This window comes from Vibrio sp. 2-1-2a, from assembly GCF_032648565.1.
Classification (GTDB): Bacteria; Pseudomonadota; Gammaproteobacteria; order Enterobacterales; family Vibrionaceae; genus Vibrio; species Vibrio diabolicus.
In genome coordinates, this window is the sequence record NZ_WBOH01000002.1 from 472,109 (window position 1) to 486,496 (window position 14,388).

Annotated in this window: 15 protein-coding genes; 11 read left to right on the forward strand and 4 right to left on the reverse strand. The window is 45.1% G+C overall.

The window, feature by feature from the left end; translation table 11 throughout:
- Positions 1-81 precede the first annotated feature (81 nt).
- Genes F7Y48_RS06835 through F7Y48_RS06860 form a run of 6 tightly spaced genes read left to right on the forward strand, consistent with a single transcriptional unit; the run spans position 82 to position 6,312 of the window.
- Positions 82-1,071, forward strand: a complete 990-nt coding sequence (locus F7Y48_RS06835; RefSeq protein WP_182037376.1) for a ketoacyl-ACP synthase III — start codon at positions 82-84, stop codon at positions 1,069-1,071.
- On the forward strand, positions 1,068-2,054 hold the full coding sequence (locus F7Y48_RS06840) for an NAD-dependent epimerase/dehydratase family protein (protein WP_182037377.1): 987 nt from the start codon (positions 1,068-1,070) through the stop codon (positions 2,052-2,054). Before F7Y48_RS06835 ends, F7Y48_RS06840 begins: the two co-directional genes overlap by 4 nt.
- Positions 2,023-2,886, forward strand: a complete 864-nt coding sequence (locus F7Y48_RS06845) for an MBL fold metallo-hydrolase (RefSeq protein WP_109169604.1) — start codon at positions 2,023-2,025, stop codon at positions 2,884-2,886. The genes F7Y48_RS06840 and F7Y48_RS06845 overlap by 32 nt, the downstream gene beginning before the upstream one ends.
- Entirely contained in the window at positions 2,874-4,142 is a 1,269-nt protein-coding gene (locus F7Y48_RS06850) for a F390 synthetase-related protein (RefSeq protein WP_316682930.1), read from the forward strand. The genes F7Y48_RS06845 and F7Y48_RS06850 overlap by 13 nt, the downstream gene beginning before the upstream one ends.
- Complete coding sequence (locus F7Y48_RS06855) at positions 4,130-5,242, forward strand: ATP-grasp domain-containing protein (RefSeq protein WP_006742539.1); 1,113 nt, start codon at positions 4,130-4,132, stop codon at positions 5,240-5,242. The genes F7Y48_RS06850 and F7Y48_RS06855 overlap by 13 nt, the downstream gene beginning before the upstream one ends.
- Positions 5,239-6,312, forward strand: coding sequence for a hypothetical protein (locus F7Y48_RS06860; protein ID WP_012841492.1), 1,074 nt, complete (start codon positions 5,239-5,241; stop codon positions 6,310-6,312). Before F7Y48_RS06855 ends, F7Y48_RS06860 begins: the two co-directional genes overlap by 4 nt.
- Positions 6,313-6,419: 107 nt before the next feature.
- Here F7Y48_RS06860 and F7Y48_RS06865 read toward each other — a convergent pair whose 3' ends face one another.
- From F7Y48_RS06865 to F7Y48_RS06875, 3 genes are all read right to left on the reverse strand, one after another.
- Positions 6,420-8,006: an AbgT family transporter gene (locus F7Y48_RS06865; RefSeq protein ID WP_006742541.1), complete on the reverse strand. Its 1,587-nt coding sequence runs from the start codon at positions 8,004-8,006 to the stop codon at positions 6,420-6,422.
- Positions 8,007-8,236: 230 nt separating this feature from the next.
- The gene (ykgO, locus tag F7Y48_RS06870) at positions 8,237-8,362 is read right to left on the reverse strand and encodes a type B 50S ribosomal protein L36 (RefSeq protein ID WP_009844388.1); all 126 of its coding nucleotides are present in this window, start codon (positions 8,360-8,362) and stop codon (positions 8,237-8,239) included.
- 3 nt (positions 8,363-8,365) lie between these two features.
- Positions 8,366-8,626: a type B 50S ribosomal protein L31 gene (locus F7Y48_RS06875; protein ID WP_182036623.1), complete on the reverse strand. Its 261-nt coding sequence runs from the start codon at positions 8,624-8,626 to the stop codon at positions 8,366-8,368.
- A gap of 123 nt (positions 8,627-8,749) precedes the next feature.
- Here F7Y48_RS06875 and tsaA point away from each other — a divergent pair, with 123 nt between their 5' ends.
- The 5 genes from tsaA (at position 8,750) to F7Y48_RS06900 (ending at position 12,626) form a co-directional block, all read left to right on the forward strand.
- Positions 8,750-9,445 (forward strand): tRNA (N6-threonylcarbamoyladenosine(37)-N6)-methyltransferase TrmO, encoded by a 696-nt coding sequence (gene tsaA / locus F7Y48_RS06880; protein WP_048625897.1) that lies wholly within the window; start codon positions 8,750-8,752, stop codon positions 9,443-9,445.
- A gap of 111 nt (positions 9,446-9,556) precedes the next feature.
- Complete coding sequence (locus tag F7Y48_RS06885) at positions 9,557-11,272, forward strand: proline--tRNA ligase (protein ID WP_006742543.1); 1,716 nt, start codon at positions 9,557-9,559, stop codon at positions 11,270-11,272.
- A gap of 176 nt (positions 11,273-11,448) precedes the next feature.
- Positions 11,449-12,117 carry a tellurite resistance TerB family protein gene (locus tag F7Y48_RS06890; protein WP_046874978.1) on the forward strand — a complete coding sequence of 223 codons (669 nt, stop codon included), beginning with the start codon at positions 11,449-11,451 and terminating at the stop codon, positions 12,115-12,117.
- Positions 12,118-12,228: 111 nt separating this feature from the next.
- Positions 12,229-12,435: a YaeP family protein gene (locus F7Y48_RS06895; protein WP_005391765.1), complete on the forward strand. Its 207-nt coding sequence runs from the start codon at positions 12,229-12,231 to the stop codon at positions 12,433-12,435.
- A complete protein-coding gene (locus F7Y48_RS06900; RefSeq protein WP_012841490.1) occupies positions 12,435-12,626 on the forward strand; it encodes a DUF4250 domain-containing protein in 192 nt (63 codons plus the stop codon). Before F7Y48_RS06895 ends, F7Y48_RS06900 begins: the two co-directional genes overlap by 1 nt.
- A gap of 105 nt (positions 12,627-12,731) precedes the next feature.
- Here the strand turns inward: F7Y48_RS06900 and F7Y48_RS06905 are convergent, their stop codons facing one another.
- The gene (locus tag F7Y48_RS06905; protein WP_098415020.1) at positions 12,732-14,096 is read right to left on the reverse strand and encodes a sodium-dependent transporter; all 1,365 of its coding nucleotides are present in this window, start codon (positions 14,094-14,096) and stop codon (positions 12,732-12,734) included.
- Between the last annotated feature and the right edge of the window lie 292 nt (positions 14,097-14,388).

The window sequence follows — 14,388 nt, forward strand, 5'->3', positions numbered from 1 at the left end:
ATTTTTCATCTCGCTCGCCATAGCTTCAATATGCAACGTGGTTTATTTTGAACGACGTTTTTAATAAATGTATAGAGAATAATGGGCTTTAACATCGTTTCTAGTGGAAGCTACCTGCCAACGAATCAATGGTCAGATCGAGAGATGGATCGCTTCCTAAAATTGGCGCCAGGGACCTGCCGAAATAAATTCGACGTTGAATATCGTCATGTAGCCAATACAAAAGAGACCGCTATTTACATGGCGGTGCAGGCGATAGAGCAGTGTTTAGGAAGCATACATACCCTGAGCTCCGTTGATCTCCTTATCTACGCCAGCGGCACTCACCACCAGTCTCTGCCCTACGACGCCTCAGCGGTTCTCGCCGCGTTAGACGCTCCAACATGGCTAGAAAGTTTTGATTTGAACAGCACCTGTTTATCATTTCTTTCTGCGCTTGATCTTGCTCAGAGTCTATTCTTCGCAAAACGATACCGTCGGATTCTCATTGTTACCAGTGAGCTCGCCACTGGCATCACACTGAATCGAAATTTTACGCTCAAACCAGAAGTTGCAACCTTATTCGCCGACGGTGCCGCCGCGTTTTTGCTCGAAGAACAAAACGGTGATGGATTACTCACCAGTCACTTTGAAACGCATCATACCGGGTATTCATTTTGTCAAATTAAGGGCGGAGGTAGTCATGTCAACCCTCACACCTCAGAGCATCAAGCTTATTTAAAAAGCTGCCAGTTTGAGATGGAGGGCAAAGCACTCTTTAAACATGTGCGTAAAACCTTACCGGCGTTTCTAAAAAAAGGCTTTGACGCCTCTCCGGTAACACTCAGCGATATTGATTATTTTCTTCCGCATCAAGCCAGTGCGCACGGGTTAAAAAAACTGCCATCACTCACCGGGTTACCAACCGAGAAAACCGTTAATCACTTTTCGACTTTGGGAAACCAAGTCGCAGCCTCACTCCCAATTAACTTACACTGGCTGCGTAATCAGCCAGAAACAGCAGGAAAACATGTGTTATTAGCTGGCACCGCCGCAGGGTTGTCACTAGGGATGGGAGTGCTAAAACTATGAAGATATTGGTCACTGGTGGCAGCGGGATGTTGGGTAGCGCAATTCTGAGAATGTTTCACCAGCAGCATGAACTGCACTTTACAGCACGAAATACAGTCATCGCTAAACAACTCGCCGAGCAATTCGATGTTATCCCACATATAGTCGATTTAAGAGACCACTCAGCAGTTCATGCGGTATGCCAAGGTATGGATGCAATCATCCATTGTGCCGCTCTCTCAAGCCCATGGGGAAAGTGGGAAGCGTTTTATCAAGCCAATGTAGATGCCACCAAAAACCTCGCCAGTGCGGCTAATTCGCATCAAATCTCGCGCTTTATCCATATTTCCTCCACCAGCGTCTATTTTGACCATCAAGACCGTTGGAATATTCGAGAAACCGACGCCATTGCTTCACACTGGTGCAATGATTACGCACACACTAAATACCTATCTGAACTTGAAGCCGTAAAAGGTCAAAGCAAAGCGATCATTTTAAGACCTCGTGGCATTTTTGGCCCCAACGATCGCGCGATTATCCCAAGAGTGCTTAAGGCGATAAAAAACAACACTCTGCTTCTGCCATCGGGTAGAAATCCAGTGGTTGATCTGACCTATGTCGACAACGTTGCCCATGCGGCGATGCTCGCTTGCACTCAGGCAGACCGACTTCAGCATGGTGATGTCTTCAATATATCCAACAACGAACCAATGCCAATTGAGACTGTACTGCAAGCTTTATGTGTGGGGTTGAACCTAAAAGTAACGTTACAATCACTACCATACGGTGTGGTATCACCATTATTAAAGCTCAGTGAGCAAATACGAAGGCGCTTACCACATCAGCCAGAACCAAGGCTCACCTCATACAGCGCAGGATTGTTTAACTACCATCAAACTCTGGATATCAGCAAGGCGAAACAAACACTGAATTACCAACCGCTTTTTTCAATTCAAGAAGGAATACAGCAGTATGCAAACTGGTCTAAAAATAAAAATCTTTGAGGCTGGACACTGCGTACACCCAGGCTTTGTTGTCAAACCAGGCTCTGGTATCAAGCCTAGAGCATTTCCGGCAGCCGTTGCGTTAATTCAACACCCGACACAAGGCAACATCCTGTTTGATACGGGATATCACGAGCACTTTTTTAGCGCGACTCGTCCCTTCCCTGAACGTTTTTATGCTTGGACAACACCTTGCCGCTATCAACAAGAACATGGGATTGTTGCGCAGTTAGCAAAAGAAAATCTCAAACCTCATGATATTGAGCATTTAGTGCTCTCCCACTTCCATGCTGATCACATTGCTGCCGTGTCTGAGTTTTCCCACTCTCAATTGCATTGCCAACAAAAAGGGGTGGATGCAATTACTAAAAGTGGTCGAATTGGAGGCGTAAGAAAAGGATACCTAAAAGCTCTGCTCCCTCCACAACTAGAATCTAACTTCATCATTCATGGTGATTTTTCTGTGCCAATCAGCCAAATTCTTCCTCAGTGCCAAGGGGTTAACTTGCTCTGTAAAGACATGTTCGACGATGGACTTATTTATATGGTTAGCTTGCCAGGCCATGCAGCTGGCCAAGTGGGCTTGCTGGTTAAAAGAGACCAAAGTTGGCTGTTCTTACTCGCCGATGCATGCTGGTTAATCGAGAGCTTGAGTGAAAATATCGATCAGCATTGGCTGGCGAACATGCTTTGCGATGATACAAAAGCCTATAAAAACACCCTCTCCGAATTGAGAAGTTGCTACCAACAAACCCACCACGTTGTTCGCTTCGTGCCTTCACATTGTCAGGAAACTATCCAGCAGCTAATCAAAGAAGGATGGATGAAGTGAGAACGCTTATCTCAGAATTCTGGCGAACCCGCTACCGCCCTTTCGGCTCAAGGGAACAAGTCGAAACGTGGCAGCAACAACATTTAACGCAACATCTGGATTGGGTATGCCGTCATTCACCGTATTACCGCTCTTTTCAAGGTGCACCACTCAGTGATTTCCCTATCATGAATAAGCAAACCATGATGGAGAACCTTTCAGAGTTAAATACGAAAGGCTTAGATGCTGAACAACTAATGCAACAAGCACTCGAAGCAGAACAGTCACGCAACTTCGCCGCTTCGAAAGTTGGCGATGTTACTGTTGGGCTTTCTTCGGGCACATCAGGCATGCGCGGGTTGTTTCTTGCTGACAAGCAGGAAACACAACTGTGGGCTGGCAATATATTGGCTCGCCTGTTGCCCAACCTATGGCAAAAGCACCGAATTGCGCTAGCCTTGCGCGCCAACAGCCCACTGTATAAATCCGTCGCGAAAGGGCCTGTCACATTTTTTTATGCCGATTTAACCAAACCTTACCAAGAATGGATAAAAGAGCTAGATGAGTTCCAACCCACGCTTTTGGTTGGTAGTGCGCAAGCTCTTCAGCTCTGCGCCCAGTTCAGCGGTCAATTTGGTCAACCCGCAATTCAACCACAACGGATCATTTCTGGGGCAGAGGTTCTAACCGAGAGTGACCGTCATTATATTTCTCAACGGTTCGACAGCGAGCTCCATGAAGTCTATCAATGTACTGAAGGTTTTCTTGCATGTACTGATCAGCATGGCCAAATGCGCTGGAATCAAGATGTTGTTTATATCGAAAAACATTGGCTGAACACCGAACGTACTCACTACAGCCCAATCATTACCGATTTTCGTCGTAAAACTCAGCCAATTATTCGTTATCAGCTCGACGATATTATTGAGAATAAACAGGATAATGGCGTATTTGAACCTCTTGGCGCGATTGCCGGACGATGTGGTGATCGCCTCACGCTAAACGCAAACCACGTCCCAGTGACGGTGTTACCAGATCTCATCTACCGCGCTATAACACTATCTGCCAAAGGTCGCGTGGATTACCGAATCACCCAAACAGGGTCACAAACCATTCAAATTGAAGCGGATGTTCACCACCATCGGGTTATACATCAAGTCTTGATACAGTTGTTTGACCAATTACGGCTTGATCCTGTCAGATTTAGTTACCGCCCTACGCCTATTTGGACGCCAATGAATAAACAACGACGTGTGGTGAACATATGCGGGTCTTAATCACCGGAGCCCGAGCACCAGTTGCACTAGAGTGGGCAACCATGTGTATGCATCATGGGCATGAAGTAATTCTCACCGATTCGCTAAAAAAGCCTCTGGGATCATTTTTGCGAGGCATCGAGTCTTATATCCCCACCGCTTCACCTCGATTTGCGTTTCCCACCTACCAACAGCAGATCCTAAAAATCATTACTCAGATGCGTATTGATATGGTGATACCCACTTGTGAAGAAGTTTATTACTTGGCCCATGTTGCCAAGCAATGCCCAGAAGTAGATTTTTTTCTGCCCAATGTGGGACTACTCAATGCCCTGCACAACAAGTTGACCGTTTTTGAACAGCTTCAAGGCTTGCCAGAGATTACACTTCCAAAAACTCGTTTGGTCGCAGATAAAAGTGAGATTGAAATTAATAAGAGAACCGTTCTAAAGCCAGTTTACTCTCGGTTTGGCGGGCAAGTCATACGAGATGTGACTACTCAGTCTATTTCAGCCGCCACGATATCGACCCTTTATCCTTGGGTGCAGCAACAAAAAATCCACGGAACGCCAATGTGTAACTATGCGATTTTTGAACATGGTGACCTTAAAGCACACCAAGCTTATGTGCCGAAATACTGTGTAAACGGATCGGCCGCCAGTGCTTTTCAGCCAATCTCATGCGAACGACTAGATACTTTTATCGCAGCTTTTGGTGAGCGTCATACTTATCATGGGCAGGTGTCGTTTGACTTCATCCAATCACAAAATGATCTCTACGTGATTGAATGCAACCCAAGAGCCACAAGTGGTTTGCACCTACTCTCATCTCGATGCAATCAACTGCTTCCTAATATGGAGTTTACCAGTCCTTCCAAGCAGCGATTGCATCATTTAGGTCCAATAACACTCATCGCTGAAGGTGGATTATCCCTATTTAAGGCTCGAACTTGGCAAGATTGGTGGTCTGGAGTGAATGTAATGCAACAGCATAACTTGCCGGTAGGGAGCCAAATCCGGAGTGTGTTTGAATTACTCCGGTTAGCTAGGCAGAACAAGGCAAAATGGAGCGCCGCTTCTACCGTTGATATTGAGTGGAATGGAGAAGCGTTGCCATCATGACACTTTCCTCTCAAGAATGGCATAAAACCTTTATCACTCTTATGCAATCGAATCCTATTAATGAATGCACAGCAAGCTTTGGTTGCTACTATATCAATGATGTTGCCATTCCCTACTCCGTAACACCAAAAATACCAAACAACTGTTATGCCGTGTCCCCTATGACACTGCTTAGTGGCTACGCCGAAGAAGAGCTTCACAAAGTCAAAAATGTGGCTGTTCGATGGGTATGTAAGCTACTTATTAATATGACTAAACCAATCTTATCATTGGCTGGATTGGATCAAGTCCAAACGCTCAACAATCAGTGCTTGTCCACCAATATGTATAGCGAACAATGGGAATCCTTAAACCTTGATGAGCTGCGCCGCGTGGCACTCGATCAATACCCCACCTTTCCCTTGGTGCTTCGCTCCCTCAACCAACTTCAGCACTCACACTTAATTCAGCGATTAGAACAGCAACAATGGCAAAGCTTGGTAACACGACAAGTGTATTTACTTGAGGATTGGCAAGCATTCAGCTTCAACCGAGATTTAACAAAAGATTTCAAGCTGTTTAATGATAAAGATTGGCAGTTTAAGCCACTGGCTACTGATGAAGAGTTTCAGCGCGCCAAAGTGTTATATGACATGCTTTACCTTGATAAATACAGCCGGAATAACATCCAGTTTTCAACCCAATATTTAAAGCAGGCTAGCCAGAATAACTTAGTGCATTTAGTGGGACTGTTTTATCAAGACGAGATGCTGGCTACGTTAGGCATAGTAGAAATTGATAACGACATGACTTGCCCAATTTTTGGCTACGATACCAATAAGCCGCAGAGTTTTGCGCTGTATAGAAGAATATCTGCTTATACCATCCGCCACGCAATGATATGCCAGCGTCGCTTTAATATGAGCTCAGGGGCACCAGCTTTTAAACGCAACCGAAAAGCCCAGCCAGAAATTGAATTTAGCTATGTTTATATTGCGCACTTACCTTGGTACAAACGCGTAATTTGGCAAAGCTTGTGCTGGCTCACTCAGCACTTTTATCGCCCTTTGTTGATGCGTTTTCAGCTATAAAACGACATCGATAGCCAAGCAAGCCTGCGTGCACACAATCTGGATCGATAAAAAAGCCTGCGACGTTCGCAGGCTTTTTATAATGGAGCTGTGTGAGGTAACCGTTTTTACGGTGTGTAGTATGTTGCTGCGCCAGGGCCTACTGGTAAACCAAATACGAATACCCACAGATAGAACAACACACTCCAACCTACAATGAAGCAGATTGAGTAAGGTAGCATGGTCGCGATCAGCGTACCGATACCTAAGTTCTTCATGTAACGAGTTGCTACCGCTAGGATCAAACCAAAGTAGCTCATCATTGGAGTAATGATGTTTGTCGTCGAGTCACCAATTCGGTAAGCAGCCTGAATCGTTTCCGGTGCATAACCAACAAGCATCAACATAGGAACAAAAATCGGTGCCGTTACTGCCCACTGTGCCGATGCCGAACCAATCATTAGGTTGATAAAGCCACACATCAGAATGAAGGCAAAGAACAACATCGGGCCAGTTAAACCAATTTCTTGCAGGAAGCTTGCACCAGCAACCGCAAATACCTGACCGAAGTTAGTCCATTTAAAGAAAGCAACGAACTGAGCAGCAAAGAAAACCAATACAATGTACATGCCCATAGAAGACATCGATTTCGCCATTGCATCAATCACATCGCGATCCGTCTTCATCGTGCCAACAACTTTACCAAACACAAAGCCTGGGATAGCAAAGAACACAAAGATGAATGCCACGATACTTTTCAGGAATGGAGAGCCTGCAATTGTACCTGCATCAGAACGTAAGATGCCGTCGGCTGGAACAACCGTCCAAGCAAGCAACGCAGAAACAACCAGTACAGCAACACCTGCTAGTTTTAGGCCTTTCTTCTCAATGTCTGTCAAGCCGCCCATTTTGTCGTTAGACAAATCTTCTGAGGCTTCTTCTTCACTATATTTGCCAAGCTTTGGCTCAACAATTTTTTCAGTAACAAACGCACCAGTGATTGCAATGAAGAACGTCGACACAAACATGAAGTACCAGTTAACTTCTGGACCAACAGTGTAAGTTGGGTCAATCATTTGCGCTGCAGTTTCAGTAATACCTGACAGTAGCGGGTCAACCGTACCGATAAGTAGGTTTGCTGAATAACCACCAGATACACCAGCGAATGCCGCAGCAAGGCCTGCAAGTGGGTGACGACCTAGAGAATGGAACAGCATTGCTGCCAGTGGAATAAGTACCACATACCCCAGCTCTGATGCCGTATTTGAAATGATACCAGCGAAAACAACAGTCACTGTTACCATGCGTTGAGATGCGCCCATAACCAAGCCACGCATAGCTGCAGATAGCAAACCAGAGTACTCAGCAATAGCAACACCCAACATCGCAACCAAAACCGTGCCTAAAGGTGCAAAGCCAACAAAGTTTTTCACTAAGTTAGTAACGATAAGTTCGAGTCCATCAGCGTTAAGTAAGCTAACGACATGAATCATGCCATCTGCGGCACGACCTTTTGCGCCCTCAGGACGAGGGTCTACAACGGAAACTTCGAAGTATCCTGCAATGCCCGACATCACCAGAATGGCTAAACAGAAAATGGCAAATAGTGTGATCGGGTGAGGTAATAAGTTCCCCAAATATTCGACAGTATCCAAAAAGCGCGTAAACAGCGGCTTCTTAGGCGAGTTTTGTTTAATTGAATCAGATGAACTCATCTGTTCCCTCCTTGTTTTTATTCCTGTGCAAATGTGACAAAAATGTCAAAAAAGCGAGCGAAGGGTACTTGAGTAGAAGGTTAAAGAAAAGCCCTAAATGTTACAAACTGTGACCATTAGAGAGTTTTATAACCAATAATGAACAAAAACGTAGATATTTCATCCATGTAAAACAGTTAAGTCAAAATTATCAATTAAACAAAACCATAAGCCAGAAATATGCAGAACGATTACTTCTGCACTGCTTTAAACCTCGGATTCGCCTTACAAATGACATATAGACGCCCTCTTCGTTTTACGATCTGGCAATCCGGATGACGACTTTTTGCACTTTTTAATGATTTGACTACCTTCATGATTTATTCCTTTTCGCTCTTAAATTGACCAAAACGACGGTTGAAGTTCGCAATACGACCTTCTGTTTGAACCACTCGCTGTTTACCGGTGTAGTACGGATGGGAGGCTGACGACACATCTAACGTAAAGTAAGGGTAGGTTTTGCCATCTTTCCATTCGATGGTTCTCTCTGTTTTCAACGTAGAACCAACAACGAAGCATTCATCTACGCTGGTGTCGTGGAACACCACTGGACGATATTCAGGGTGGATTCCTGGTTTCATAATACTTTTCCTCTCAATTAAAATGTTATGTTATAACATTTTAATTAATAATCATTATCAACAAGAAAAGCAAGAGAAATTTGTGATACTTTTCATCTCAATGAATTCTTAAAGACGTCCACCATGTATTCCATTGAACCCATCGGTGTCATTGAGACACCGTACAAAGAAAAGTTTGCAGTACCGCGCCAGCCTCGCTTAGTTCCAACTGCGAAAGCACGCGTAAAACTGTTAGGTGCAGCGAATAGCCCCGAAGCAGTACGCGGACTAGAACAGTTCTCTCACGTTTGGCTGTTATTTTTGTTTGATCAGAATTTGGGAGCAGGTTGGAAGCCAACCGTCCGTCCGCCACGACTAGGCGGCAATGAACGAATAGGTGTCTTTGCCTCACGCTCGACTTTCCGCCCAAACGGAATCGGAATGTCAGCCGTTGAAGTAAAAGGAGTCACTAAGCAAGGCGATCAAATCTATCTTGATCTAGGTAGTGTTGATCTCGTGGATGGCACACCGATTGTGGACATTAAGCCCTATATCCCCTATTCGGATTCGATTCCAGAAGCACAAGGTGGATACGCAGACCAAGAACCAGAAAAGTCACAAGTCAACTTTTCTGCTCAAGCATTAGCAACGATAGAAAATCGATCCGATACTGACTATGTAAGGTCAGTCATTGAACAAGTTCTGGCCCAAGATCCTCGTCCTGCATACAAGAAAAGCAAGCCGGACGACAAAGAATATGCGGTAAATTTGTTCGACTTGAACGTAAAGTTCACAGCAACAAGCAACTTAATAACGGTTACCGCTATTGAAAGCTTTTGACAAACGCAATTGGCTGATATTATAGACGGCTAATAAATTTCCCTTTCGGGAACTCCTATACTCCAGCTTATTCAAGCTTGAGTATCTAACTTAAATAAACGGATAAATTTAATGCGTACCAGTAATTATCTTCTTTCTACTCTGAAGGAGACTCCAAACGACGCAGAAGTAGTGAGCCACCAGCTCATGCTACGTGCAGGTATGATCCGTAAGCTGGCTTCAGGTCTATACACCTGGCTACCTACTGGTCTACGTGTACTGCGTAAAGTCGAAAACATCGTTCGTCAAGAAATCGACAATGCAGGCGCAGTCGAAACTTTGATGCCCGTTGTTCAGCCGTTTGAACTATGGGAAGAGACAGGCCGCAGCGAAAAGATGGGTCCTGAGCTACTTCGCTTTACTGACCGTCATGTTCGTCCGTTTGTACTTAGCCCAACCGCTGAAGAAGTGATCACTAGCCTTGTTCGCAATGAAGTGAGCTCTTACAAACAGCTTCCGCTAAACCTGTACCAAATCCAAACCAAATTCCGTGACGAACGTCGTCCACGCTTCGGTGTAATGCGTTCACGTGAATTCTCAATGATGGATGCGTACAGCTTTGACATTGATAAAGACGGCCTACAAAAGTCATACGACGCAATGCACGATGCTTACTGCAAAGCATTCGATCGCATGGGTCTGGATTACCGTCCTGTACTAGCAGATAGCGGTGCTATCGGTGGTAGCGGCTCTCAAGAGTTCCACGTACTGGCTGAAAGTGGCGAAGACATCATCGCATTCTCTACCGAGTCAGATTACGCGGCAAACATCGAAAAAGCAGAAGCACTAGCTCCAGCCTCTGAAGCAGCGGCACCAACGCAAGAAATGACGTTGGTAGATACGCCAAACGCAAAAACAATCGCTGAATTGGTTGAACAGTTCGAGCTGCCAATTGAAAAAACAGTGAAAACTTTGTTTGTGAAAGCGTCTGACGAAGTTGATGCACCAATCATCGCGCTTATCATTCGTGGCGATCATGAACTGAACGAAGTGAAAGCAGAGAACCTTCCTCAAGTTGCAGCTCCACTGGAAATGGCATCTGAAGAAGAAATTCGTGAGCTTATCGGTGCTGGTCCTGGTTCTCTAGGCCCTGTTGGTCTTAAACTGCCGTTCATCGTTGACCGCAGCGTAGCGGTAATGAGTGATTTCGGTGCGGGTGCGAACATCGATGGCAAACACTACTTCGGCATTAACTGGGGTCGTGACGCAGAGCTTGGTCAAGTTGAAGACCTACGCAACGTGGTTGAAGGCGATCCAAGCCCATGTGGTAAAGGCATTATCCAGCTTAAGCGTGGTATCGAAGTTGGCCATATCTTCCAACTTGGCAACGCTTACTCCGCAGCGATGAACTGTGGTGTACTTGGTCCTGATGGTAAGAACGTCATCCTAGAAATGGGCTGTTACGGCATCGGTATCACTCGCGTCGTAGCGGCTGCTATTGAGCAAAACCATGACAAATACGGCATCATCTGGCCAGATGCAATCGCACCATTCCAGGTTGCGATCGTTCCAATGAACATGCACAAGTCAGAAGAAGTAAAAGAAGCCGCTGAGAAGTTGTACGCTGAGCTAACGGCAATGGGCATCGAAGTACTATTTGATGATCGTAAAGAACGCCCAGGCGTAATGTTCTCTGACATGGAGCTTATTGGTGTACCGCATACAATTATTATCGGTGACCGCTCAATGAAAGAAGGCAACTTCGAATACAAGAACCGTGCTACTGGTGAGAAAACGCCAGTCGCAATGACTGATATTATCGAGCACGTAAAGGCTCAACTAAAGTAAGCGCTCGACGGTTCTCATTTGAAGTAATTTCAAAATAATTAGAAAGGGTTGACTTCGGTCAGCCCTTTTTTATTACTGGGCAACCTTACTACTTCCCTTTAGAACTATTCACTTTGTTAATCTTTGGTTCAGCTTCTTGCTATTAAACTGATTTCATCATCTAAAGGAGGTCAGTTATGGATTTAAAAAGTCTTCTAAACCAAGCACTCAAATCAGACTTACTCAAGCAAGGGGCTGATGCGTTAGGTAAACAAACTAACAACATCAAATCCTCATCAAACTCAAGTAGCCTGAAAACGCTAGGAGCAGGCGCCGTTGGCGGAGGCCTTATCGGCATGCTGATGGGCTCGAAGAAAAGTAAAAAAATGACCAAGAAAATAGGCTCGGGCGCATTAAAAGTCGGTGGCGCTGCTGCGCTTGGAGCATTAGCCTACAAAGTTTATAACGACTGGCAAGCCAAACAGTCCGGTCAAGGTGTTCATGAGACCTTTGACCCCGATGACAGCAAACACAGTGTACTAATTTTAAAAGCAATGATTGGAGCCGCAAAAGCCGATGGCCATGTCGATGAAGAGGAAATGGCCCGCATCGAGCAAGCCCTCGCGGATATGGGCGCAGATGAGCACGTACGTCAACTCGTTCAGCAAGAACTAAACAAACCGCTTGATCCTGCTGAAATTGCTAATCAGGCGACCTCTCCTCAACAAGCGTCAGAAATTTATCTCGCGTCTTTGATTGTTGCTGATGAGCAAAACTTCATGGAAAAAGCGTATTTGCAAGAACTGGCAAAACAACTTCAGCTTTCACCAGAAGTCACTCAGCAGTTAGAAGTACAAATGCAGTGATTAAATCTCGCTCAAGCAACTCCTCAACTTGAGCCAAAACAACTCTGCACTTTGAGTTTCAAATCTGCTGTGTGTATATTGAGATAAGTTATCATTTAGTGGAAAGAAAACATGCAAGTATACGGCTGTTGTGAACTGGTTCGTGAGCTTTATGCTCAAATTGGTAGTGGCGATCAAGCTTACATTCCTCAGGCAATTTCATGTGCTGTTAAAGCGCTGAACGATGTTGCGGCGGATGAGTCTTTGCCTAAAGAAGTGCGTGAAAAAGCGGCATTTGCTGCGGCAAACCTACTGATTTCAGATTTTGAGGATAAGTAATGAATCTAGCGAACTTTGAATCCATGGATCCTGTCATGCTCATGAGCATTGTAAATATGAAGCTACGCGACGACTTCGGTGGTGACTTAGATAAACTGGTAGCTTTCTTCGATATCGATCGCACAGCACTAGAAGCAAAACTGGCTTCTGCTGGTTTTGACTTTCTTCCAGAAGCAGGACAATTCCGTTAACCCGCAGCAATAACCGCGGGTAACTGAAACGGGGAATAACCAACATGAAAAAGGGCTTGATGATCACTCATCAAGCCCTTCTCTTTTGTCCAATAGACGTTTCGATTAGCCGAATGAAGCCCATATGACCGTAGCCACAAGAATTGGACATACAAACTTCACATACGCAGGCCATAACTTACCAAACCAACCTTGCGTAAACTCCGGGCAACCTTGCTCAAGCTCTTTGATTTTTGAGTTGCGATTCCATACCCAACCACCAAATAAGCAGAATAAGAGCGCAGCGGTTGGTTGTAGATACTGAGTAGCAACCGTCGCGACCATACCAAACAGAGCGCCAAAGTTATAAACAATCACCACACTGAGCAAGGCGATGAGACCACCTAAAACCCAGCTCGTTGCGCTACGCTTAGTGTTGAAACGCTCACTCACTAACGCCACTGGACACTCTAACATTGAAATTGAAGACGTTAGCGCCGCAATCGTCAGCAATAAAAAGAACACAATAGAGAACAATTGACCAAGCAAACCTAAGCTATCAAACATCAACGGCAATACGGTAAATACCAACGTATCAGAGCTTAATAGAGAGCCATCTTCAGCATAGATTTGAACGCCTTTTTGCATCGCAACAAACATCGCTGGCATCACCACTAACCCTGCAATGAAAGCAACGGCAGTATCTACCATGGTCACGTTCATCGCCATCTTTGGTAGGTTCTCTTTCTTACTCAAGTAAGAGCCATAAATCAGCATTGAACAGCCACCGATCGTAAGCGAGAAGAAGCCCTGCCCCATTGCAGCAAGAATCAACTTGCGGTCCCATACCTTTTCGAAATCCGGTACCAAGTAATGCTTTAGCCCTTCCATCGCACCGTTTTGCGTCATGATGTAAGCAAACAGCAGGGCAAACAGAACAAACAATGCTGGCATCAAGCGTGTTGACCACTTCTCAATACCTTGTTTTACTCCACCTTGTACGATAAGAATTGTTAGCACATAAAAAGTAATAGTTCCGAACAAGTTACGTTCAACGCTAAAGCCCTTTAGCCATTGAGTTGCAGCTTCTAACCCCATTAGATCTGTGATTGCACCCAGTAAAAAGCAGATCAACCAACCACCGACAATAGAGTAAAACGCTAAAACAGCGCTTGGTACGCTTAAACCTATCCAGCCCACAATACCGCCGAGCTTTTTACCTACCGGGTGATTGGTAAGCGAGCGCATACTATCCACCGGGTTGGCTTGACCATGACGACCAATCGCCATTTCAACCACCAGCATAGGAAATGCGACGATAAGAATCATCACCAAATAAACCAACAGGAAAGCACCGCCGCCATTACTGGCAGCTTGGGTTGGAAAGCCCCAAATATTGCCAAGGCCAACTGCGGCACCTGCGGCTGCTAAGATGAATCCGAGACGAGAGCCAAAATGCTCACGAGGCTGAGAAGAGGTTTGCTGTGTCATACTACTCACACAAAATATCATTGAACTAGCTAACTAGTACACTATAGCAATATTCACTATTCAACAAGAGCACTCCGGTCAAATACTCGACAGTTGAAACAATTCACAGTCATTCAGCTTGTAAATTTTAACGTACATCTCACATTCATCATCCTAAGACCTGGCGACTTTTGTCATTTTCACACGCCTAGAATTTATGATTCTCCCATCGTGAAGTGAGCCGAAAAATAATGAGCTTTGGTGTAAGGAACGAATAGTTCCTCGTGATACTGTGTCGAAAAGCAGAATATTG

Bases quoted from the DNA above. Each gene is read 5' to 3' on its own strand.
- F7Y48_RS06855 (WP_006742539.1), top strand. From the start codon at position 4,130: ATGCGGGTCTTAATCACCGGAGCCCGAGCACCAGTTGCACTAGAGTGG.
- F7Y48_RS06850 (WP_316682930.1), top strand. From the start codon at position 2,874: ATGGATGAAGTGAGAACGCTTATCTCAGAATTCTGGCGAACCCGCTAC.
- F7Y48_RS06905 (WP_098415020.1), bottom strand. From the start codon at position 14,096: ATGACACAGCAAACCTCTTCTCAGCCTCGTGAGCATTTTGGCTCTCGT.
- F7Y48_RS06865 (WP_006742541.1), bottom strand. From the start codon at position 8,006: ATGAGTTCATCTGATTCAATTAAACAAAACTCGCCTAAGAAGCCGCTG.
- ykgO (WP_009844388.1), bottom strand. From the start codon at position 8,362: ATGAAGGTAGTCAAATCATTAAAAAGTGCAAAAAGTCGTCATCCGGAT.
- F7Y48_RS06860 (WP_012841492.1), top strand. From the start codon at position 5,239: ATGACACTTTCCTCTCAAGAATGGCATAAAACCTTTATCACTCTTATG.
- F7Y48_RS06845 (WP_109169604.1), top strand. From the start codon at position 2,023: ATGCAAACTGGTCTAAAAATAAAAATCTTTGAGGCTGGACACTGCGTA.
- tsaA (WP_048625897.1), top strand. From the start codon at position 8,750: ATGTATTCCATTGAACCCATCGGTGTCATTGAGACACCGTACAAAGAA.
- F7Y48_RS06900 (WP_012841490.1), top strand. From the start codon at position 12,435: ATGAATCTAGCGAACTTTGAATCCATGGATCCTGTCATGCTCATGAGC.
- F7Y48_RS06885 (WP_006742543.1), top strand. From the start codon at position 9,557: ATGCGTACCAGTAATTATCTTCTTTCTACTCTGAAGGAGACTCCAAAC.
- F7Y48_RS06890 (WP_046874978.1), top strand. From the start codon at position 11,449: ATGGATTTAAAAAGTCTTCTAAACCAAGCACTCAAATCAGACTTACTC.
- F7Y48_RS06875 (WP_182036623.1), bottom strand. From the start codon at position 8,626: ATGAAACCAGGAATCCACCCTGAATATCGTCCAGTGGTGTTCCACGAC.
- F7Y48_RS06895 (WP_005391765.1), top strand. From the start codon at position 12,229: ATGCAAGTATACGGCTGTTGTGAACTGGTTCGTGAGCTTTATGCTCAA.
- F7Y48_RS06840 (WP_182037377.1), top strand. From the start codon at position 1,068: ATGAAGATATTGGTCACTGGTGGCAGCGGGATGTTGGGTAGCGCAATT.
- F7Y48_RS06835 (WP_182037376.1), top strand. From the start codon at position 82: ATGGGCTTTAACATCGTTTCTAGTGGAAGCTACCTGCCAACGAATCAA.